We start from the raw sequence: 20,937 nt of genomic DNA on the forward strand, positions 1-20,937 counted from the left end.
CGAGCAACGACTGCGTTCACCGCCATCCGACGGTCCAACGCTCAGTCGTGGAGGTGACACGCACACCAGTGGTTCGACTCGATCTCGTCGAGTTCGGGCGTTTCGTCCTCGCAGACCTCACCGATGTACTTCGGACACCGGGTATGGAACCGACAGCCCGAGGGCGGTGATTCCGGGCTCGGCACGTCGCCTTCGAGCACGATCCGGTCGTCGCTCGACTGAGCGGACGCTCGCGGCACGGCCGAGAGCAGCGACTGGGTGTAGGGATGTTTCGGGTCGTCGAACAGCCGGTCCGTCGGGGCGACTTCGACGAGCTCGCCGAGGTACATGACCGCGACGCGATCGCAGATGTGCTTGATGACGCTGAGGTCGTGACTGATGAACAGATACGTCAGATCGTAGGTATCCTGAAGATCGTCCATCAGGTTCAGGATCTTCGCCTGAACGCTCACGTCGAGCGCACTCGTCGGCTCGTCCGCGACGACGAGTCTGGGATTGACGCTGAGCGCACGCGCGATCGCGATGCGCTGTTGTTGACCGCCGGAGAACTCGTGGGGTGATCGTCGGAGGTGGCTCTCGTTCAGTCCGACTTCCTCGATTAGCTCGAGCGTCCGGGACTCGCGTTTGTCCGTCGACCAGTCAGTCAGCGACCGCATCGGCTCCTGAATGAGCTCCGCAACGGTCATCCGGGGGTTGAGGCTCGACGCAGGGTCCTGAAAGACGATCTGGAGGTTCCGACGGACGTCCCGGAGCTCCGATCGCGACGTACTCGTGATGTCCGTGCCGAGGAACTCGATTCGACCGTCCGTCGGGTCATGGAGCCGGAGAACGGTCTTCCCAAGCGTGGACTTGCCGCAACCCGACTCGCCGACCAACCCGAGTGTCTCGCCTGATTCGAGACCGAAGTTCACCCCATCGACCGCTTTCACGTCCGAAACGTGGCGGTTCAGGATACCGCCGGTTACTGGGAAGTACTTTTTCAGATCCGTTACCTCGAGGACCGTCTCGTTCGCCGTATCGGCTGACTCGGGTTTGTAAACACTCATGGATTTTCTTCCGTTGGAACTTCGTTAGCGCCGTTGACCGACGGATCGGAAACCGGCCACGGCGGCGTCGCCTCGCTCACGTCCGTATAGAGATGACAAGACACCTCGTGATTCTCGCCACACGGCGTGAGTTCAGGGTCGTGGGCGTCGCAGACTTCGCCGATGTATTGGGGACACCGCGACGAGAACCGACACCCTGACGGCGGCTCGTGAAGGTCTGGAACGACACCCTCGATAGTCGGGAGCCGCTCCGTGGTGGTGTCCAGCGAGGGAATGCTTTCGGCTAATGCACGACTGTAGGGATGAAGCGGGTTGTCGAACAGGTCCGCCACCGAGCAGTGTTCTGCGACGGTTCCGGCGTACATCACGGCGACCCGATCCGCGATGTCGCTGACGACGCCGAGGTCGTGGCTGATGAACAGGACGCTCATCTCGAAGCGGTCCTGGAGATCGCGGAGGAGGTCCATGATCTGAGCTTGGATCGTGACGTCGAGCGCGGTCGTCGGTTCGTCCGCGATCAGGAGCTGTGGCTCCGTGACGAGCGCCATCGCGATGACGATGCGCTGGCGCATCCCACCGGAGAGTTCGCTCGGATACTGCTCCATCAGCCGGGCCGGGTCCGCGAGGCCACACGCATCGAGCATCTCGACTGCGCGCTCGCGTGCTTCGGCCTCCGACTGATCGGTGTGGGTTAGAAGTGGCTCGGTCAGTTGGGAACCGACGGTCAGAACGGGGTTGAGCGACGTCATCGGATCCTGGTAGATCATCGCGATCTCGTTGCCGCGGATTTGATCCATCTCCTTCCGGGAGAGATCGAGGAGGTTTCGTCCCTCGTACTCGATCGTCCCGCCGACGATCTCCGCGGGCGGCGATTGAAGCAGCCCCATCGTCGAAAGCGCGGTGACGCTCTTCCCACACCCCGATTCCCCGATGACGCCGAGGACCTCGTCGCGGCCGACATCCATCGAAACGCCGTCGAGCGCCTCGACGGTCCCGTCCTCGGTGTGAAAGTGAACCTGCAGATCGTGAATGCTGAGCAGTGGTTCGTTCATATCGATCACTCCGCTTGTTTTGGGTCGAGTGCGTCTCGGAGGCCGTCCCCGAAGGCGTTGAACCCGATGACCGTGACCATGATCGCCAGGCCCGGGAACGTGGCAATCCACCAGGCGCTGTCGATTTCGCCACGGCCCGCGGAGATGAGCGCGCCCCACTCGGGTTTCGGGGGCTGGACTCCCATCCCGAGAAACGACAGCGCCGCGCTCCAGAGGATGACCGTCGGGATCGTCAGGGTCGCGTAGACGATGATGCTCGACGCGGCGTTCGGCAGGAGATATCGCGTGATCACACGGATGTCGCTCACGCCGGCAGCCTTGGCCGAGTCGATGTACTCCTCTTCCATGACGCTCTTTACGTCTCCGCGGACGAGCCGGGTAAACCCGCGCCAACCGACGAGACTCACCGCGATGACGAGCGGGAAGATACCGCCACCGAGCGTTCCTGCGATCGCCAGTGCGAGCACGATGGCAGGGATCGAAAGCGCGATGTCGACGACACGCATGATGGCCGACTCGACGTACCCACCGTAGTAGCCGGCGACGAGACCGAGCGTGACACCGATCACCATCTGGATCCCGACGATCACGACGCCGAGGAAGACAGTGTAGCGAGCCCCGTACACCACCCGGGAGAACACGTCGCGACCGTACGTGTCCGTCCCGAACGGGTGCTCCAGACTCGGCGGCTGCATCAATGCCTCGTAGTTTTGTACGCTCGGCTCGTACGGCGCAATATACGGGGCGAGCGCGGCCACGAGCACGAGGAGGGCCACGATCCCGAGGCCGAAGACGGCGAACTGACTGCGTGCGAGCCGTCGCAGGAGTACCCTCCAGCGCGCGTCGACGCCGAGCCCGGCCGAGCCCGCATCCGGTCGATCGGAGCGTTCTCTGGATTCGGTTGCCATCAGCTACCACCACTCCACGGACGGTTGTGAATGTTTTGCATCCACCGATCGAGTCGGTTGGCGTGATCTCTCAAACGTCTTTTCTAATTCACTCATACGAGATTCGGGGATCGAAGTAGCTGTATGTGATGTCGACTGCGAGGTTCGCGATCACGACGATGACCGCGTAGATCAGGACGGCACCCTGCACGACCGGGTAGTTACGGGCCGTCACCGCGTCGACAAGCAGTCGGCCCATCCCGGGCCACGAGAACACCGTCTCGATGACGACAGTTCCCGAAAAGATGAGCGGGATCTGAAGCCCGATCAGCGTGATGATCGGGATCATGGCGTTTTTCATCGCGTGAGTGTAGATGACTGCCGTCTCCCCGATCCCTTTCCCGCGGGCGGTGCGGATGTAGTCCTCGTTGAGCACTTCGAGCATCGACGATCGCGTCATGCGTGTCAGAAGTCCTGCGCGTCTCGTCCCGGTCGCGATGGCGGGAAGTGCGATGTACGAGAGCCACGTCACCGACAGAATCGCACCCTGTAACCCGGAGATCGGGAACATGTCGAGGCGGACCGAGAAGACGAGGATCAACAACAGCCCGAGCCAGAACGAGGGCATCGAGATCCAGAAGATGGCGAACAGCATCGAGACGTTGTCGACCCACGTGTACTGCTTGACCGCACTGATCACACCCAGCGGGAGCGCAATGACGAGCGTAATGATCATCGCGACCACCGCTAGCTCGACGGTCGGGACGATCCGCTCGGCGATCATCGCACTCACTTCGCGTCCTCCACGAATCGATTCGCCGAGGTCGCCCTGGACGACGCCGGCCATCCAGTCGAGGTAACGGATGTGTGGCGGTCGGTTCAATCCCATCTGTTGTTCGAGTGCGTATATCGCTTCCGGGGTGGCGCTCGATCCGAGCGCGATGCGGGCCGGGTTCCCGGGAGTGATGTAGACGACCGACGAGATGACGATAGTCACCCCGATGAGGACGGGGATGGTCACCAGCAGCCGACGAACGATGTACTTGTACATTGAGTGGTAGTTGAAACGTCGTGGTCAGAGATCGAGTTCCGTGTGCCGAAGGTATTCTTTCACCGGCCACCACTGGTGGTCGTTCACCATCGTCTCGATTCCCGTGACCGAGTTCGTGTGCCCGAGGATCTTGTTGTAACCGTTGATTGGGACGACCGGCGCTTGATCCTGAACGATGAGCTGCGCGTCGACCAACGCCTGGTGGCGCTCCTCGTCGCTCGTGACGCGCTGGGCCTTGTCGATGAGGCTGTCGAACTCCTCGTTCTCCCAGAGCGAGTAGTTCGTTCCACCCTTCTTCGCACTCCGGGCACTCGTGAGCGTCGCCGAGAGGGTGTTGATCGAGAACTGGCCACCGTACGCCATCACGACTAGATCGTGCGCCCCGCCTTCGAGTTCGTTGTAGAGCGTTCCGGCTTCGAGCACGCGGAGGTTGACGTCGAACCCGACGTCTCCAAGCATCGGTTGTACCGTCGTCCCGATGCTCTTCTCTCGGGGGATCGAGAACGTCAGAAAGTCTATCGAGAGCTTGGTCCCGTCTTTCGACCGGGTCTGCCCCTCGCCCGAGTTGGTCCAGCCGGCCTCTTCAAGCAACTGCCGTGCTTTCTTCTGATCGAACTGCTGGCCGGTCTTTTTCGCCTGCTCTTTGTCGAGCGAGTTCTTCGAGAACGGCGTCATCAGCGCCCAGATCTTGTACCCCTCGCCGTCGAGCGCTGCTTTGATAACGGCCTCTTTGTTGATGGCGTGATCGGCCGCTTTCCGGACGTTCACGTCGTCCATTGGCGGTTTCTGGGTGTTCGGGCACAGGTACGACTGGCGGACGAATTTCTTTCGCTTGAGGCCGGTGTTCGCGTTCTCCTCCACCTTTTTCGCGTCGGAGAGCAGGATCGACTTCGAGAGGTGGACGCCACCGTCGGTGAGCTCGTTCAGCAGCGTCGTCGGCTCCGGGTGGGACTCGAATCGGAACTGGCTGACCTTGCCGGGGCCACGGTTTTCGAGCCAGTTCGGTCCCCAGTCGTACTCGTCGAAACGTTCGGTCTGGATGTACGACCCTTGCGACCACTCGGCGAACTTGTACGGTCCGGTCCCGACCACGGTATCGAAGCCGTACCTGTCGCCCGCATCCTCGGCGGCTTTCTTCGAGACGAGCGCAGTGTGCCAATCGGTCAGGCCCTGGGGCAGGAGTGCAAACGGCTCGTCGTAGGTTACGGTGACTTCTTGATCGCCCGTAACCTCCGTCTTCGCTAGCACACTGTCGCCAACGAGATACGACTGTGAGGACTCAGAAAGGAAGCGTTCGAGGTTCCAGCGGGCCACCTCGGCGGTGAGTTTCTCGCCGTTGTGGAAGGTGATGCTGTCCTCGATCGTCATCGTGTGCTCGGTGGCGTCGTCGTTCACCGAGTAGTCCTTCGCGAGGTGAGGAACCGGTTTCAACTCCGGGTTCACCCTGAACAGGGGTTCGTTGATCGCGAACAGCACCTCCTGAGTCCCGATCCGCGTGGCTTTGTGTGGGTCAAGCGGTTCGTCGCCGCCCATTCCCGTGTTCTGTCCGATGATAAGCGTCTGGTCGTTGCCGCCACTATCGCCACCCGTCCCATCGGAACTGCCGTTCGCCCCGTCACCACTTTCGTTTCCTTGTTTGCTGGATCCTGCACCACCCTGACTGTCGTTTCCTCCGCCACCGTTTCCACCGGCACAGCCGGCGACCGTCACGAGTACGCCCGTCGCGCCGATGCGTTTGAGATATCTCCGCCGGTCGACGCTTGAACGCCCACTATCCGCTTCGCGTGCCATGTGATCAGACACCGGACCTGGAGATCATAAACATTCCCATGGTTTGTGTGACAATTTCCGGATGGCGATAGTGGCGATCGGGACGGAAGCTTATGGAACGAGTCATCAGGGTGACTAACAACACTTATCATGACGTCAATCGCGGACTAGAACATGGCATCAGTTACCGTGCCGACGGCGGAGTACGAGGATCGCATCGATCGCGTCCGCGACGAGCTCGCGGCAACCGACGCCGACGCGCTCTGTCTGTTCTCTGCGACCGCGATCGAGTGGGTCAGCGGGTTCCATCACCTCCAGACCGAGCGTCCGGTTTGTCTCACGGTCACGCACGACCGCGTGGGGCTGACGGTCCCACGGCTCGAACTCGATCGCGCCGAGAGCGACGAGTTCCCGCTCCTCGACGAGGTGTATCACTACTACGACTATCCGGGCGGCACGACCGAGGGAACCACCTACTACGAGCACTCGACCGCGACGCCCGAGGAAACGATCCGTGAGATGCTCGCCGACCTCGACGCCGTGACCGTCGTCGCGGACACGAACGGTGCGCCGAGCTTTTGGGGGTACTCCGGCCCTTCACTCGACGAACTTGCCGATGTCGACGTCGAGACCGTGGAGTGGATCGAGACCTTTCGCGAGTCGAAATCCACGGTCGAACGCGAGCTGCTCCGCGAGTCCGCGAAGTGGGGCAATCTCGCCCACCGGAAGCTCGCGGAGTACGTCGAACCAGGCAAACACGAACTCTGGGTTGCCAAACGCGCCAGTCTCGACGCCTCGATGGCGATGCTCGACACGCTCGGGGAACGGTACGACTCGCGGCTCCGTGGCGGCTTCCCAGCGTCGTGTGGATTCCTCTCTGGCCCGAACACCGCGCTCCCGCACGGCCTGACCGAGAACCGCCGACTCGATCGCGGCGACGTCATCATCACTGGGGCGTCAGCGAACGTCGGCGGGTACCTCACCGAGCTCGAACGCACCATGTTCGTCGGCGAGGTCAGCGACGAACACCGCCACTACTTCGAGCACATGCGCGAGATGCAGCGCCTCGCGATCGAGGCGTGCGGCCCCGGCGTCCCCGTCGCCGACGTCGACCAGGCGGTCCACGACTACTGTCACGAGCAGGGGCTCCTCGAGTACACCCAGCACCACACCGGCCACAACATCGGTCTGGAAGGCCACGAGCGCGGCTTCCTCGATCGCGGCAGCGACGACGTGATGAAGCCCGGCTACCTCTACACGATCGAACCGGCGTTGTTCGTCCCCGACGTCGCGGGCTATCGCCATTCCGACACGATCCTGATCACCGAGGAAGGTACCGAGTCGCTGACGTACTATCCGAAAGACCTCGAGAGCAACATCATTCGCTGCTGACGGTCAGACGGGAGATATCTCGTGGACAATGGGTGAGCGCTCGATGCCACCCTCCGTCACGCACACCGTGTCGGAATGACGGAATCCGCCGATGTCCGGAACGTAGAACCCCGGCCCAGGGGTGAACAGCTCTCCAGTCACGTTTCGAAACAGTGAGGTCCACGACTGGAGGGGCATTCCTCACCCGTATCGGTGTTTACCTCGTCTTGCCACCCCAAGTGACGGGTGTCGTGTTCCTGACGGTACGTGTGGAGTCGTTCGCTGCTTTCGTCTGTTCTATCACGATGCTTCAGAGAGCGTGCCGACCGGAGCTCGTTTCTCGTTCCGTTCTTAGGAACGCCGTGGCGAGCGATCGGTGGTATCTGTACCGACTGTTCGATGTCGCGTCGAGGCCCATCGATAACGAACCTCCTTCCTGCATCGGCTCTGTTCGATCGGTTCCAGTTCGATCGATAGCACCACCACCCGTTCGGTCATCAGGAACAACCTATTTACGAACCGAACGATAACCGATACGATCATGGGACAGACGTCGACACCATCGCTCCGGACTACCGAGAACACCATCCGAGTCGTGAGAGCGCTGAAGGAGCTCGACGGAGCAGGGGTGACGGAGCTGGCGACACACCTCTCGATGTCGAAGAGCACCGTCCACGACCACCTCGCGACGCTCCGACGACACGACTACGTGACCAAGGACGGCGACTCCTACGAGATCGGGCTGGGCTTCTTCGAGATGGGCGAGTACGCCCGCAAACGTCGCAAGATCTACGAGGTCGCGAGGCCAGAGGTCGCCGATCTCGCGGCGGAAACCGGCGAACTCGCGAACCTGATGGTCGAGGAGCACGGTCGGGGTGTGTATCTCTACCGTGCGCGCGGGGAGAAGGCCGTCACGCTCGACACCCACACCGGCAAGCGGCGGTATCTCCACAACACCGCGCTCGGGAAGGCGATCCTCGCTCATCTCCCCGACAGTCGTGTCGACGAGATCCTCGACCGTCACGGCCTCCCAGCGGCGACGCCGAACACCATCACCGACCGTGAGCAGCTCCATCAAAAGCTTGCCGAGATCCGTGAGCGTGGCGTGGCATACTGCGGCCAGGAACGCGTCGAGGGACTCCAGTGCGTCGCAGCGCCGGTTCTCGGCCGAGACGACGAGGTCCTCGGAGCGATCAGCGTGGCTGCCCCGACCACGCGGCTGACGGGCGAGCGCTTCGCCGAGGAGATCCCCGAACTCGTGCTCCAGGCCGCGAACGTCGTGGAGATCAACGTTACCTACAGCTGATCGCCGTCTCGTCGTCGGTGGACTCACGAATCTCGTATCGATTCGAACGATATCACACGGGCGTGCGCTGTTCCGCGTACGGGAACATCAGCCAGTAACGGCCAGATCGACGTGCGACAGCCAGAAGTCGTCCAGAGGTCGATGGTCGCCAACGCGTCGTTCCTTCCGACGGAACGCGAGCCACTCGGCCCGAGGCGTCGATCACTGCCGACGGCGAACGGAAGCTTTCGGCGACGATGCGAGCACAACACTCATGCAAGTTCGCCTCCGAGACGTTCGCACGATGGCACAATCGGATGCGAAGTCGGTCGAGGGCGATCGGGACCCGTCGTGTAAACTCGATCGCGTGATCGACGAGTACGAGCTCGACAGGGTGGCCGAAAACCTCCAGGAGTACTGGACCCGGGAGAACGAACGCTACAGTCTCCGAGGGCTGGCCGACCACGTGAACCAGGCGATCCTCCGGACAGCGATGGAGCGCGAAGGGCTGAACCCGCTCGACGGAGAGGTCGAGAACACCTACCGACTGCTCACCGACGACGAGGTGAGCCAGGGAGTCCGGACGCAGGCTCACAGCCGGCTCGACCGCGGCGGAGTCGATGTCGACGCGATCGGGGGGGATTTCGTGTCCTACCAGACGGTCAATCGGCATCTCAAGGAGTGTCTCGGCGTCGAGCGCGCCTCGACCGAGCGGTCCGACAGCGACCGGATCGACAGCGGTGCCCAGCGGATCGCCGCGCTCCGCAACCGAACGGTCGCCGTCACCGAAAACACACTCGATCAGCTCGGCTCGACCGGTGCGATCGCGCTCGGTGATCCCGATGTCTACGTCGATATCACGGTGACGTGTGCCGACTGTGGGACCCACGCAACCGTCCAGGAACTGATCGACGAGGGAGGCTGTGAGTGCGAACCGATCGACGAAGACTCGTGACACACGGCCAGCACGGATTGTGACATCGGTAGTGCCGTTACACAAACTCGAAAAAACCCCTCGCTCTCCTCCATCAGACGACCTCCGACTCATCTGGGAATCGGGGCTCAGCAACGATCTACCGAACCAAAGGTATAGGCTCCTGGCCGTGCCCATCAGCCACATGGAAACGAAACTCGTACGGCTCGATGGGCTTCTCGACGAACGCGAGCTCGCGGCAGTGTGGTTCGGGCGGCCGAACACGTTCGCATGGCTCCTTGGCGGGAACAGCGTCGTCGACGAGGAAACCACGGTCGGCGTCGCGGCCGTCGGCTACGACGGCGATGGGCTGACGGTCGTCACGGACAACATCGAGGCCCCGCGACTGCGCGAGGAGGAACTCCCCGATGGAGTCGCCATCGAGACGGCCGACTGGTACGCGGCGGACCTCGCGGCAGCGATCGCCGAGCGCTCGCCCACGCCCGCAGCGGCGGATTTCGACGTTCCAGGCTTCGAGTCCGTCGACGCCAGCGGACTCCGGCAGCCGCTCGTCGAGACCGACATCGCGGCCTATCGCGAACTTGGTCGTGACACCGCCGCGGCCGTCGAAGACGTCTGTCGGGAGCTCGATCCGACGGACACCGAGCGGGGGGTCGCGGGACGGCTCGCCGGAGCGCTCGCGGATCGGGGAATCGCCGCCCCCGTAGCGTTGGTCGGGAGCGGGGAGCGCGCTCAGCAGTACCGCCACTACACCCCGACCGACGCACAGCTGGGGTCGTACACCCTCGTGTCGGTGACCGCACGGCGGGCCGGCCTCCACGCGAGCTGCACCCGAACCGTGGTGTTCGACCCGCCGTCGTGGCTGGACGACCGACACGCGACCGCGGCCCGCATCGAGACGAGCGCGCTCGCGGCAACACGGGCTGTCGGCCGCGAGGGCGGCACCGCAGCCGACGTCTTCGAGCAGATTCAGGACGCGTACGCAGCCCTCGGCTACCCGGACGAGTGGCGCGCGCATCACCAAGGCGGCGCGGCGGGCTACGCCGGCCGCGAGTGGATCGCCACGCCGACCCACGATGCACCGGTCGAGCTCCCGATGGGCTACGCGTGGAACCCGACGGTTCAGGGCGCGAAAAGCGAGGACACGATGCTCGTGACCGAAAACAGGTTCGAGCCGCTCACGATGACCGGCGACTGGCCCACCCGATCCGTGTCGGCGGTCGGAACGGATGTCGAACTGGAGCGCCACGACCTGCTTCGGTTGTGAGCGAGGCGAGCGACAAGATCAGTTCGTACGATTACCCCGGCGACCCAGTCGAAACCACACTGTCGGCCGAGAGTAGCGATTGGTTTTCGGTAGTTTCAAAGATTAATAATTGTACTTTCTTGAGAGTCACGTCGCTGTCGGAGTGAGATCGTATTGAAAGCGTTGGAGAGATAGTTCAGAGATTGTCGTAAGTTGACCGGTTTTGAATCGTTTTTCTGGCATCAAGACAGTTGTATCAGATTCAGTCGGTCAAGGGATGAAAGTTGTACCGGTATGGACATGCAGGTTTGAGATGAGTGAGGTGGCTGGCGGATATCGAAAGTATAGATTGTTTTGTTTGCTAGATTGAGGAGATGCCACGAGAGGAATCGGACAGCGACACGCTGGCGATCAGTAGCAGCCGGCCGCGGCTGGTCGGTGCGTGAGAGCGCAGCGAAAACGGGAGACGAGAGTCTGGCGCGATCTCAAACGAGCGGGGCTTCGAGCACGAAGTCTGGATTTTCACCGAGGGCAACGTGGGCAGCCGCCACGTCGGAGACGTGTCTCGGGGTTTCGGGGACGAGTACGCGCACGCGGTCGGCACCGATCGCCGCCGCATCCGCACTGATCGCACGAAAGAGCGCGCGTGCGGCCCCGAGATCGGACCATGCACCGACGCCGTACTCGGCCCAGCGTTCGGTTCTGCCGTCGGTCTCGCGTTCGTAATCGCGCACCCGATGGGCCATCGCCCGCGTACCGTCGTCCTCGCGGCGAACAGCGAACACCCGCGTCTCCTCGGCCGCACGGTGGAGCCCCTCGCGAGTGAGTTCGGACATCGCCCACGACTCGTCGGCGTCGAGTGCGAGTCCGGAAAGTGCGGTGTAGGCGTCCGAGCGCCGCCAGAAACTCCACGCCGCGTCCGGATCGTCGGCGACCGTGTAGGCTTTCGGTAGCGTGGCGTCGGGATCGGGGTCGGGATGCGCCCACCGGAACTCACACAGCGGCGCGAAGCCGACGGCGCGCGACCCGCCGAGACCGGCGGCGTTCCACGAGAAGACCATGTTCCGAACGACGGTCGCACCGCGCTCGCGCGCCCACCTGAAGAGCGCGTCGTTGAGCTGCGTGCTCAGTCCTTCGCCGCGGTACTCGGGGTTGACCCGCATCCCCTGGGCCCACGCCTCGTGTTCGGAGAGGAGCACGCCCTGACAGAGGCCTGCGACATCGTCTCCGGCGTCAACGAGGAAGGTTCGTTGGCTGTCGCCGTCGCCCGCGATCCACTCGTGGTAGATCTCGGGGATGTAGTCGCCGCTGTCGCGGTCGGCCCACGTCTCGCGAGTGAACGCCGCGACGTCTTCATAATCGTCGGGTCTGGCCTGCCGGATCGTGATATCGGTCACGCTCACGTCACCGCGCCTCCGGGACGGGACGGTTTTCCGGCGGTACCGAGCGCTCGGTGAGCTCGCCAGCGAGCGAGGTTCCCATCGTCGCGGCGACGTCCTCGCTTCTCTCGCTGTTCGCCAGCGCCCACATCAGTTTGACCTTCGCGGTGCCCGGAAGGAGGTCCTCGCCCTCGATCACGCCCGCATCAAGGAGGTCCCGTCCGGTGTCGTACACACGATCACAGACCCGGCCGCCGAGACACTGGCTCGTCATCACCACGCTGGTCCCGTCCGCGACGAGTTCCGCGATCCGGGGGATCCAGTCGGTGTGGACATGCCCGAGTCCTGTCCCCTCGATCACGAGTCCCGCGCTCCCCGTGGCCGCGTCGAGCATCGCCTCACTGGTTCCGGGCGTGAACTTCACCAGCTCGACGTCGGTTTCGAGAGCGGGCGCGACGTCGAGTTCGGCTGCACCGCGCTCGGCGTGTTTACGTCGGAATCGCACCTCGATGACGTCATCACCCTCACCGCCGTACGCCACCGTTCCGAGTGGCTCGGCTCCGACGGTTTCGAACGCATCCCGGCGAGAGGTGTGATTCTTCCGGACCCTGGTCCCGCGATGGAGTGCACACCGGTCGTCGGACTCGCTCGCGTGCATGCAGACCAGGACCTCGGCACAGTCGCTCTTCGCAGCCTCGACCGCACAGACCGCGTTCATCACGTTGTCCGAGGAGGGTCGATCGGCCGAGCGCTGGCTGCCAGTAAAAACCACCGGGACGGGCGTATCGAGCATGAAGGCGAGTGCGCTCGCGGAGAACTGCATCGTGTCGGTGCCGTGCATCACGACCACGCCGTCCGCGCCAGCTTCGATCTCCTCGTGGACGGCGTGGGCGAGATCCTGCCACACGTCGGGCGTCATGTTCTCCGAGAGGATGTTCGCCACGACGCGGCCCCGGTAGTTCGCCCTTCCTGCGAGATCCGGCACCGCCCGAAGGACGTCCTCGGCGTCGAACTGTGCGGTCACCGCGCCAGTCCGGTAGTCGACCGTCGAGGCGATCGTTCCGCCCGTGGAGATGAGCGCCACGGTCGGCAGATCGTCGTCGAACTCGACGGCCGAGGAATCGCCGTCTTCCTCACTGCCGACATCGTAGACGTCCGACTCGACGACTTCGACGGTCGCGTCCGCGCGCTCGACACCGACGTTGTACCCGCCGTCGAGTTTGAGCACGGCGTGGTCGTCGGTCGTCGACGGCAGCAACACGCCCTCGTGAGTCCGCCCGTCGCGCGTGAGGCGGATGCGATCTCCCGGATTCATACCCGTTCTACCGGACCGTCGGACTTCAACCCATTCGTTCTCCGGTCGGTCGCCTTCGGGAAGAGCTCACCCGTCACGTTCGTCGCTCGGGGACCGCTCGTACGCACCGGCCCGCCGGAGTTCGACGGCCGCTTCGAGCACGCTGGGCGTCCGGCAGACACCACGTGCGCCGGTCGCCTGTGGCACGGCGCAGTTGTTGCAGTTCTCGCAGACTGCGTGGGGGTCCTCGGTCGGCGTCGTCCCGTTCGTCTCGACATCGAGCAGCCGGGCCGGCAGCCGGGGCTCGGCGTAAAACGGCCGGCCGACGCCGACCAGATCGCAGGCCGATCCCACGAGCGCATCCATCTCTGCACGCCCGCGGATCCCACCCTCACAGAGCACCGGCAGCGAGGTCGTTTCGCGCACCTGGCGACAGAGATCGGCGTTCCACGCCGGCTCGAAGTCGTAGTAGTGCGCTTGGAGACGATTCGCGGCCGCCACGAGCCGCGCCCGTGCTCGGCCGCCGAACACCGCCGCGTAGTCGTCTTGAAACCGGTCGTCGCCCCACGCCTGCTCGGGATGCTGGCCGCGAACGAGACTCAGGTCCCAGAACGTCGACCCTCGGACCGGCACTACGGCGTCGAAGCCGATCCGCTCGGCGTGCTCGGCGAGCCGAACCCCATCAGCCGCAGAGAGCCGAGGGCGGACGAACGGCGGCGCAGCCGTCTCGACCGGGATCTTCGTCAGCACGGGGAGGTCGCCGACCCGCTCGCGGATCTCCTCGTGGACGAGTTCGAGAAAGCGCAGTCGAGCCCCGAACGAGCCACCGAACTCGTCCGATCGACGGTTGTAGTACGGCGAACAGAACTGCTGGATGATTCCCATGTTCGCACCCGCGAGATGGATACCGTCGTAGCCCGCCGCGACCGCGTGGCCGGCCGCGCGTCCGAAGTCGGCGGCGAGATCGTAGACGTCCGCGGTCGAGAGCACATCGAAGTCGTAGTCGAGAAAGCCAGCCCGCGCCGCGAGCCGGAGGAGTCGTGGTGGCTTCGAAACCGCGAGCTGCCGGAGATCGGGGTTGGCTGCGCGATACGGTCGGTGCCAGGTTTCGAGCGAGCGAACTCCTCCATGGTCGAGCTGGGCCACGATCCGCGCGCCGTGGTCGTGGATCGCGTCGGTGAGCCGTCGGAGGTCGTCGGCGCGATCGGGGCTGGCGAGGTGGGTCATGTTGGGTGCGACCCGGCCGCCCTCGCGTCGAACCGGCATTGCGCCCTGGAAGATCAGCCCAGCGCCCGCGGCCGCCGCGGGTTCGAGTTCGTCGACAAGCCGATCGATCGCGTCCGGTCCATCGCCCGCACATTCGAGCAGCGGCGCGCGGTAGAGCCGATTGGGAAGATCGAGGCCGGCGATTTCGGCGGGTGTGTCGAGATCCGGCGGCACGGACGATACACGGCCCCGATCGGCTTAGCGGTTGGGTCCGGGTGACGGCCGGACGATTTCGCCGCTCTGGGGAAAAGCCCATGCCCGTGGGTAACGAAGTGCCGGCATGGCCGACAGCGGTGGCGAACGCACGAAAACCCGCGACGTCGACGACCTCCTCGCCGACGTCGACGACATCACGGTCGACGACGGTGACGCGACGACCGGCTCCAGCACCGGCACGGCCGATCGCGTCGACAACCGAGAGCGCGCGTCGCGCGGAACCGATCAGGGCGGATCGAGACTCCGCGACCGTGCCGGACAGCTGTTCTCGCTCCGGACGTTCGTCGTCGCGCTCGCGCTCACGGCGGTCGGCATGGCACTCGGCGGGTTCGTCCCGCTCGTCGGCGGCGTGCTCGGGTTCGTCGGGGTGTTCGTCGCGACCTTCGTTCTCGGGGCCGTTGGCGATCGGAGTCAGTACCTCGAGGCCGGCATCGCGAGCGCGGCCGTCGCCGGCGGGTGGTCGTTGTTCGGCAACCTCACGCTGGTGGCGGTCGGTGCCGGGCTCCCACTGCTCGCGGTGAACGCCGGCATCGGGCTGCTCGCTGGCCTCGTGGGCCACTACTTCGGCCGCGACCTCCGCGACGGACTGACTCGCGAGATATAGGAGAGAGCCACAGGTCGCGAGTCCCGAAACGTCGACGGCTCCACGGCAGCCACGGTTGACCCCGTTCACGACAGACGAGAACGAATCCACCACTTGGTCAAAAGAGTTTGTACGCACCTCGTGAACAACCACGAGATCGGTCGATCGAGTCGCTTGCTATCGACTGTTTTCGAGGATTTCTGCTACTCTCGTTCGCGGAGAAGTGTGATTTCTTACGTCCCGATCGTCCAGCGGTCGTCGTCCCGACGAACGAAGTCGTGAGTCGAGAGGAGATCGAGCGCGTCCTCGACCACCGGGAGCGGCACACCGAGGTGTTCGGCGATCTCGTCGGACGTATCGGCCCCCGATTCGATCGCGGCGAGGACCTCGGCGCAGAAGCGCGCATCGCCGTGATCCGCGAACTTCCCCATGCCGTCGGCCGCGAGCCCCTCTTCGATCCGGTCGGTGAGCGCGTCGCGCAGCGACGTGAGTCGGCCCTGGACCCACCGCTGGGCCAGCGAGAGCTCGTCCTCCAGCTGGTCGAGTCGCTGGAGATCGTCCGCGAGCGCGGATAGTTCGCTGGTATCGCTCGCCGAAACGTCGATCGAGACGTACCGACAGGTCGTGAGATCGAGGCTCGAACTCGCCGGATAGGCGCTTTTCGCGCCGAACCCGTACGGCGAGACGTTGACTTCGAGCCGGAGGTTCCGCGAGATACGGAAATACTTCCGACGGCCATCGTCGGCCCGGCTCTCGACGAGGCCCGCGTCCTCCAGCTTCCGGAGGTGGCCGATCACCGCCTTCGGACTCACGCCGAGCGACTCGCTGATCTCGGTGACGTAACACGGTCGCCGGGCGAGCAGCCGGAGGATGCGCCGGCGGTTCTCGTTGCCGAGGAGATCGAGCAGCGCCGCTGAGTCCATTCACCTGTGGTTAGTGCCGCACGGACAAAAGGATGACTCCACACGGGCGTTCGCCACGGACCGCCGGCGGCCACGCTCACGACGTGCGTGCTACGTCGTGGGGATTTGCGAGACCCGTCAGTCGTACTTCGAGGCGACGGTCCTGTCCGCACCGCCCGGACGGTCGGGATCGGGGCTGTCGATCTGCGATCGGTTGTTCGCTCCAGCGTCCGGTACGGAGAGGTTCGCAGCGCGGCGTGCGAGCTGGTCCAGTCCCGAGGCGTTCACGCCCGCGCTCGCCGCGACGGTCTTGGCGTCGTTGATCGCCGCCCGGAGCGCTGTGACATCGGCCACGAGCCGTTCCCACCTCGCACGGTGACGTACCGATCGGTTGGTTTCCGTGGGCGTGAACGTGCGCAATCGCTCGTCGGTCTGATTGAGGCGACCCCGGAGCGTTGCGGCCCGCTGCTCGACGAGATCCTGCTTGTTGGACTGGTTCTCGGTACGTTCGAACGCGGCGAGCCACATCCCCGAATCGACCGCGCCGTTGGCCGCGGCGGTGCGTTGTTGCATGAACACCGACACCTCCCCGCCGAGTTCCGTCTGCGGAGTCGGTTGGGTTGCCGTCGTGGCTCCGGCCTGGGAACCGGCGCTCAAACCCATGGTTCCACAGAGCAGCAGCGAGACGAGGAGCACCGCGGCGTCGTTCGCGTTCACTACACGCTCGTTGCACGGACTGGAATAAAAGCGCGACGGCCGTTCGTGGTGGCCAATACCATGCATTCACCGCAGCAATCGGCGGGACCAACCGACGCACTCGCGAAATAACGGTGAAACCGTCGGGTGTCCGAAATTACAAGTATCGCCACGTGGTATCGTGGGTCATGGCAGTGTGTCCCAGCTGCGAGGCCGACATCACGGTCTGGGCCGAGCGACTCGAACAGGCGAGCGCGGCGAGCACCCCGAAAGTCTGGACCTGTCCGGAGTGTGATGCGGTGCTCGGTATCTCCGACTGGGGCTCCCAGTGACGAACCGACCGCTCTCGTCGACGAGAGTTTCGGGGTAGTGACGGGCTTGCGCGACTGATTTCGGGTGATTATGGCGCAGCGTCGGAGTCGTTGGGGGCATCCGCGGCAGCGGCGAGATCGGCGGCGAGCGCGGCGGCCTCGACTGCGGTCGTCCCGAGAAGGTAGGTCACGGGTTCGATACCGAACGCGCCCTCGTGATAGATGACCTGTGGGACCGTTCCGCGCTCGTGAAACCGATTTCGGAGGTGCTCGGCGCGGTTCTCGTAGCCCGCTTCGAATCGGAGTGGATCGATACCACGGTCACGGGCCGCCGTGAGGAGTGCGTCAGAGGTAGCGAGGTTGAGTGCCCCCCGAATCGATGGCTCGATGGCCATCGCGGCGATCACGGTTCGGGCGACGTGCTGGGAGGCACCGAACTCCGGACGTGCTGGAACGAGGACCCGATCCCCTACTGCGTGCAGCCGACCGGGAACGGCTGCGACTTCGGTTTCGTCGGTCGCCTCCGGAACCGCCGTGGCGATGTTCGTTCCGACGTTTGGGATATGTGCAGCGACGGCGGACGTGTTCGTCACTCGACGGACGGCGGTCCGAACGGCCGTGAGCGCGTCCCGCTCGGCGAGGACACCGGTGTCGGTGCCCCGGACACACAGATCACAGCCGAGACCGGAGAGTGCGGGCATCTCTTCCTCGTGGACGGCACAGATGAGGCCACGGTCCTCGAACTCGCGGATCAGTTCGAGAAGCTCGGCCAGCGCTTCATAACTGTCCATCGTGTCGGCGGCGAACCCCTCGGCGATCCGCGTCATCGTCGCCTGCATGCGGTCGTCCTCGCGGAAGCGCTCCTCGACGACGCCGTTCTGGCCGAGGGTTTTGCTGACCGCGGCTTGCGTTACGCCCAACCGATCGGCGATCTCCTGTTGGGTGAGGCCGCGTTCGTCGAGTTCGTCCGCCAGCATCGCCCGAGCAGTCGGGAGGAAGCGCTCGACGACGATCTCGCTCGGGAGTCGCAACGACATAGCACCCGATTCATCGACAGCAGGGATAAATCGTGGCCATCGATGGATTCGAACCACCCCGACAACGATCGGATAGTGGGTTTCACTCTCGGCAGAAACAACCGTCCAACGACGACGGATTCTGCAACGATCGATCGGTCGTGAACGATTGTGAAGACAGCACCGGGGAACGCTTATTACCGCTGGTGTGGTATATGTAAACGAGCATCATGTTTGAACGGTTCTCGCGCGGCTACTACCTCGGCCGGCTCTCCATCGAACCACATCCCCACGACGGATCACGACCGCTCATCCAGCGGACGACCCACGAGCGGCTCAACGAAGCGCTGTACGCGAAGGGTGAGGGGATCGAACGGACCGATCTCCCGCTCGTGATGAAGGTCGAGACCAGTCACCTCGCGGTCGGCGGGGACGATGGCGTGCCCGAGGACACGCTGTGGCTGCCGGAGGCGGTGCTCGCGGATCTCCGGATCGATACGCCGCCCACCCTCCAGGAGGTGCTGCTCGCCACGGCGGACCGCGCCGCCCAACTGCTCCGGCTTTCGGGCACGGCAGTCTGAGTGATCGGTTTCAGGCCAGCGGCGGCGTCGGGGTTCGGTCGTCTCAACAGGCTTATCCCGGGCGTGGCACCTACCCAACCCATGAGCGATGTCGTCGTGACGCTGCCGGACGGTTCCGAGCTCCCGATGGAGCCCGGTTCGACGGTCGAGGACGTAGCCTACGAGATCGGCCCGGGGCTCGGGAGCGACACGATCGCGGGGGTCGTGGACGGCGAGCTCGTCGCCGCGGCCGAACCGATCACCGAGGACAGCCGGTTGGAGATCGTGACCGAGGACAGCGAGGAGTATCTCGACGTGCTCCGGCACTCCGCGGCCCACGTCTTCGCCCAGGCGCTCTCCCGGCTCCATCCCGAGGCGAAGCTCACCATCGGCCCGTGGACCGACGAGGGGTTCTACTACGATATCGCGAACGTCGACCTCGACAGCGAGGACCTCGACGCGATCGCCGAGGAGGCCCAGACCATCATCGACGCGGACCTCCCGATCGAGCGGGTCGAACGCCCCAGGGAGGAAGCGTTCGAGATCTACGAGGACAACCGGTTCAAACGTGACATCCTCGACGAGGAAGCGGCGGGCGCAGACCCCGTGAGCATCTACGAACAGGGCGACTTCTTCGATCTCTGCCAGGGCCCACACGTCGCCTCCACGGGTGAGATCGGCGGGTTCGCGCTGCTCGAAACCTCCGCGGCGTACTGGCGTGGCGAGGAAGAGAACGAATCGCTCACGCGAGTGTACGGAACGGCGTTTCCAAACGAGGACGACTTGGAGGGGTTCCTCGATCGGCGGGAGGAGGCCAAGGAACGCGACCACCGCAAGATCGGTCAGGAGATGGATCTCTTCAGCGTCCCCGATCACTCGCCGGGCAGCGTCCACTACCATCCCAACGGGATGACGATCCGCCGCGAGCTGGAGGAGTACATCCGCGAAATGAACGACAAACTCGGGTACGAGGAGGTCTGGACGCCAGAGCTCAACAAGACCGAGATCTGGAAACCGACGGGCCACTACGACAACTTCACCGCCGAAGGTGAGATGTTCGCATGGGAACAGGACGGCTTCGAGTACGGGCTGAAGCCGATGAACTGTGCGAACCACGCTCATCTCTACGATCGTGAGCGGTGGTCGTACCGCGACCTCCCGATGCGGTACTCCGAGTTCGGCACCGTCTATCGCAACGAACAGTCGGGCGAGCTCTCGGGAATGCTCCGAGTCAGGGGAATGACCCAGGACGACGGCCACGCGTTCGTCCGTCCCGATCAGCTCGAAGACGAGATCACCCAGACCCTCAAGGTGATCGAAGAGATCTACAGCCAGTTCGATCTCGAAGTGCTCTACAAACTCGAAACCCAGGGCGACAACGCCATCGGGAGCGACGATATCTGGGAGCAGGCCACCGACGCGCTAGTCGATGCACTCGAAACCGAGGGTCTCGAATACGAGGTCGAGGACGGCGAGGCGGCTTTCTACGGACCGAAGATCGGGCTCGACGCCCGAGACGCGCTCGGCCGTGAGTGGACGATCGGCACGGTACAGGTGGACTTCAACATCCCCGAACGCCTCGATCTGGTCTATGTCGGCGAAGACAACGAGGAACACCGTCCGGTGACGATCCACCGCGCGCTGCTGGGGAGCTTCGAGCGGTTCATGGGCGTCCTGATCGAGCACTACAAGGGCAACTTCCCGCTCTGGCTCGCGCCCGAACAGGTCCGCGTCCTGCCGGTGAGCGACGACAACCTCGAGTACGCCGAATCGGTCGCCGCGGAGCTCGACGGGTTCCGGACCGAAATCGAGACCCGCTCGTGGACGGTGGGGCGGAAGATCCGCGCTGGCCACGACGACCGAGTGCCGTACATGCTGATCGTCGGCGATACCGAGGAAGAAGCGGGAACCGTCTCGGTGCGCGACCGCGAGGAACGCGAGCGCGACGGGGTCGATCTCGACGAGTTCCGAGCGGCGCTGGAAGCCGAGCGCGACGAGAAGCTGACCGCCCCGGCGTTTCTCGACTGACTGCGAAGTACCGAGACCGTTTCTGAGAACCGACGAACCTCGCC

General features: G+C 64.2%; 19 protein-coding genes. 8 read left to right on the plus strand and 11 right to left on the minus strand.

From position 1 onward, the window contains the following. Window positions 1-41: 41 nt before the first annotated feature. The 5 genes from C450_RS01150 to C450_RS01170 all read right to left on the minus strand — a co-directional run bounded on the left by C450_RS01150 (window position 42) and on the right by C450_RS01170 (window position 5,827). Window positions 42-1,046, minus strand: a complete 1,005-nt coding sequence (locus C450_RS01150) for an ABC transporter ATP-binding protein (RefSeq protein ID WP_005038968.1) — start codon at window positions 1,044-1,046, stop codon at window positions 42-44. Then, the gene (locus C450_RS01155; protein ID WP_049909774.1) at window positions 1,043-2,098 is read right to left on the minus strand and encodes an ABC transporter ATP-binding protein; all 1,056 of its coding nucleotides are present in this window, start codon (window positions 2,096-2,098) and stop codon (window positions 1,043-1,045) included. Before C450_RS01155 ends, C450_RS01150 begins: the two co-directional genes overlap by 4 nt. A gap of 5 nt (window positions 2,099-2,103) precedes the next feature. Beyond that, window positions 2,104-3,006 carry an ABC transporter permease gene (locus tag C450_RS01160; protein ID WP_005038973.1) on the minus strand — a complete coding sequence of 301 codons (903 nt, stop codon included), beginning with the start codon at window positions 3,004-3,006 and terminating at the stop codon, window positions 2,104-2,106. A gap of 88 nt (window positions 3,007-3,094) precedes the next feature. Next, window positions 3,095-4,036 carry an ABC transporter permease gene (locus C450_RS01165; protein WP_005038976.1) on the minus strand — a complete coding sequence of 314 codons (942 nt, stop codon included), beginning with the start codon at window positions 4,034-4,036 and terminating at the stop codon, window positions 3,095-3,097. 24 nt (window positions 4,037-4,060) lie between these two features. Next, window positions 4,061-5,827: an ABC transporter substrate-binding protein gene (locus C450_RS01170; RefSeq protein ID WP_005038979.1), complete on the minus strand. Its 1,767-nt coding sequence runs from the start codon at window positions 5,825-5,827 to the stop codon at window positions 4,061-4,063. A gap of 153 nt (window positions 5,828-5,980) precedes the next feature. On the opposite strand from C450_RS01170, the gene C450_RS01175 reads away from it, so the two are divergent. The 4 genes from C450_RS01175 (at window position 5,981) to C450_RS01190 (ending at window position 10,663) form a co-directional block, all read left to right on the plus strand. Continuing rightward, window positions 5,981-7,198, plus strand: coding sequence for a M24 family metallopeptidase (locus C450_RS01175; protein ID WP_005038980.1), 1,218 nt, complete (start codon window positions 5,981-5,983; stop codon window positions 7,196-7,198). A gap of 520 nt (window positions 7,199-7,718) precedes the next feature. Further along, the gene (locus C450_RS01180) at window positions 7,719-8,483 is read left to right on the plus strand and encodes an IclR family transcriptional regulator (RefSeq protein ID WP_005038983.1); all 765 of its coding nucleotides are present in this window, start codon (window positions 7,719-7,721) and stop codon (window positions 8,481-8,483) included. Between the two features lie 283 nt (window positions 8,484-8,766). Continuing rightward, the gene (gene rdfA, locus C450_RS01185) at window positions 8,767-9,417 is read left to right on the plus strand and encodes a rod-determining factor RdfA (protein ID WP_049909775.1); all 651 of its coding nucleotides are present in this window, start codon (window positions 8,767-8,769) and stop codon (window positions 9,415-9,417) included. Between the two features lie 163 nt (window positions 9,418-9,580). After that, complete coding sequence (locus C450_RS01190) at window positions 9,581-10,663, plus strand: M24 family metallopeptidase (protein WP_005038987.1); 1,083 nt, start codon at window positions 9,581-9,583, stop codon at window positions 10,661-10,663. A 464-nt stretch (window positions 10,664-11,127) separates the two neighbouring features. On the opposite strand, the gene C450_RS01195 is transcribed toward C450_RS01190, so the two are convergent. The 3 genes from C450_RS01195 to C450_RS01205 form a co-directional block, all read right to left on the minus strand. Further along, a complete protein-coding gene (locus C450_RS01195; protein WP_080510245.1) occupies window positions 11,128-12,045 on the minus strand; it encodes a GNAT family N-acetyltransferase in 918 nt (305 codons plus the stop codon). Between the two features lies 1 nt (window position 12,046). Beyond that, window positions 12,047-13,336 (minus strand): Glu-tRNA(Gln) amidotransferase subunit GatD, encoded by a 1,290-nt coding sequence (gene gatD, locus C450_RS01200; protein WP_005038991.1) that lies wholly within the window; start codon window positions 13,334-13,336, stop codon window positions 12,047-12,049. 66 nt (window positions 13,337-13,402) lie between these two features. Next, on the minus strand, window positions 13,403-14,755 hold the full coding sequence (locus C450_RS01205) for an oxidoreductase (protein ID WP_005038993.1): 1,353 nt from the start codon (window positions 14,753-14,755) through the stop codon (window positions 13,403-13,405). 106 nt (window positions 14,756-14,861) lie between these two features. Here C450_RS01205 and C450_RS01210 point away from each other — a divergent pair, with 106 nt between their 5' ends. Then, window positions 14,862-15,401 (plus strand): hypothetical protein, encoded by a 540-nt coding sequence (locus C450_RS01210; protein ID WP_005038995.1) that lies wholly within the window; start codon window positions 14,862-14,864, stop codon window positions 15,399-15,401. Window positions 15,402-15,613: 212 nt separating this feature from the next. On the opposite strand, the gene C450_RS01215 is transcribed toward C450_RS01210, so the two are convergent. Both C450_RS01215 and C450_RS01220 read right to left on the minus strand, forming a co-directional pair. Further along, the gene (locus tag C450_RS01215; RefSeq protein ID WP_005038997.1) at window positions 15,614-16,303 is read right to left on the minus strand and encodes an ArsR/SmtB family transcription factor; all 690 of its coding nucleotides are present in this window, start codon (window positions 16,301-16,303) and stop codon (window positions 15,614-15,616) included. Between the two features lie 117 nt (window positions 16,304-16,420). Continuing rightward, window positions 16,421-16,999, minus strand: coding sequence for a hypothetical protein (locus C450_RS01220; RefSeq protein ID WP_005038999.1), 579 nt, complete (start codon window positions 16,997-16,999; stop codon window positions 16,421-16,423). 167 nt (window positions 17,000-17,166) lie between these two features. On the opposite strand from C450_RS01220, the gene C450_RS01225 reads away from it, so the two are divergent. Beyond that, window positions 17,167-17,310, plus strand: a complete 144-nt coding sequence (locus C450_RS01225; RefSeq protein WP_241430231.1) for a hypothetical protein — start codon at window positions 17,167-17,169, stop codon at window positions 17,308-17,310. A gap of 68 nt (window positions 17,311-17,378) precedes the next feature. Here the strand turns inward: C450_RS01225 and C450_RS01230 are convergent, their stop codons facing one another. Then, window positions 17,379-18,326: a thiamine-phosphate synthase family protein gene (locus tag C450_RS01230; RefSeq protein WP_005039002.1), complete on the minus strand. Its 948-nt coding sequence runs from the start codon at window positions 18,324-18,326 to the stop codon at window positions 17,379-17,381. A gap of 209 nt (window positions 18,327-18,535) precedes the next feature. Here C450_RS01230 and C450_RS01235 point away from each other — a divergent pair, with 209 nt between their 5' ends. Beyond that, window positions 18,536-18,886 carry a DUF5802 family protein gene (locus C450_RS01235; protein WP_005039006.1) on the plus strand — a complete coding sequence of 117 codons (351 nt, stop codon included), beginning with the start codon at window positions 18,536-18,538 and terminating at the stop codon, window positions 18,884-18,886. A gap of 81 nt (window positions 18,887-18,967) precedes the next feature. After that, the gene (thrS, locus tag C450_RS01240; protein WP_005039008.1) at window positions 18,968-20,893 is read left to right on the plus strand and encodes a threonine--tRNA ligase; all 1,926 of its coding nucleotides are present in this window, start codon (window positions 18,968-18,970) and stop codon (window positions 20,891-20,893) included. Window positions 20,894-20,937 lie beyond the last annotated feature (44 nt).

This window comes from Halococcus salifodinae DSM 8989, assembly GCF_000336935.1.
Classification (GTDB): domain Archaea; phylum Halobacteriota; class Halobacteria; order Halobacteriales; family Halococcaceae; genus Halococcus; species Halococcus salifodinae.

What these genes read in the sequence shown, in the direction of transcription:
- C450_RS01150 (WP_005038968.1), bottom strand. Translation starts at nt 1,046, where the DNA reads ATGAGTGTTTACAAACCCGAGTCAGCCGATACGGCGAACGAGACGGTC.
- C450_RS01155 (WP_049909774.1), bottom strand. Translation starts at nt 2,098, where the DNA reads ATGAACGAACCACTGCTCAGCATTCACGATCTGCAGGTTCACTTTCAC.
- C450_RS01160 (WP_005038973.1), bottom strand. Translation starts at nt 3,006, where the DNA reads ATGGCAACCGAATCCAGAGAACGCTCCGATCGACCGGATGCGGGCTCG.
- C450_RS01165 (WP_005038976.1), bottom strand. Translation starts at nt 4,036, where the DNA reads ATGTACAAGTACATCGTTCGTCGGCTGCTGGTGACCATCCCCGTCCTC.
- C450_RS01170 (WP_005038979.1), bottom strand. Translation starts at nt 5,827, where the DNA reads ATGGCACGCGAAGCGGATAGTGGGCGTTCAAGCGTCGACCGGCGGAGA.
- C450_RS01175 (WP_005038980.1), top strand. Translation starts at nt 5,981, where the DNA reads ATGGCATCAGTTACCGTGCCGACGGCGGAGTACGAGGATCGCATCGAT.
- C450_RS01180 (WP_005038983.1), top strand. Translation starts at nt 7,719, where the DNA reads ATGGGACAGACGTCGACACCATCGCTCCGGACTACCGAGAACACCATC.
- rdfA (WP_049909775.1), top strand. Translation starts at nt 8,767, where the DNA reads ATGGCACAATCGGATGCGAAGTCGGTCGAGGGCGATCGGGACCCGTCG.
- C450_RS01190 (WP_005038987.1), top strand. Translation starts at nt 9,581, where the DNA reads ATGGAAACGAAACTCGTACGGCTCGATGGGCTTCTCGACGAACGCGAG.
- gatD (WP_005038991.1), bottom strand. Translation starts at nt 13,336, where the DNA reads ATGAATCCGGGAGATCGCATCCGCCTCACGCGCGACGGGCGGACTCAC.
- C450_RS01210 (WP_005038995.1), top strand. Translation starts at nt 14,862, where the DNA reads ATGGCCGACAGCGGTGGCGAACGCACGAAAACCCGCGACGTCGACGAC.
- C450_RS01215 (WP_005038997.1), bottom strand. Translation starts at nt 16,303, where the DNA reads ATGGACTCAGCGGCGCTGCTCGATCTCCTCGGCAACGAGAACCGCCGG.
- C450_RS01225 (WP_241430231.1), top strand. Translation starts at nt 17,167, where the DNA reads ATGGCAGTGTGTCCCAGCTGCGAGGCCGACATCACGGTCTGGGCCGAG.
- C450_RS01230 (WP_005039002.1), bottom strand. Translation starts at nt 18,326, where the DNA reads ATGTCGTTGCGACTCCCGAGCGAGATCGTCGTCGAGCGCTTCCTCCCG.
- C450_RS01235 (WP_005039006.1), top strand. Translation starts at nt 18,536, where the DNA reads ATGTTTGAACGGTTCTCGCGCGGCTACTACCTCGGCCGGCTCTCCATC.
- thrS (WP_005039008.1), top strand. Translation starts at nt 18,968, where the DNA reads ATGAGCGATGTCGTCGTGACGCTGCCGGACGGTTCCGAGCTCCCGATG.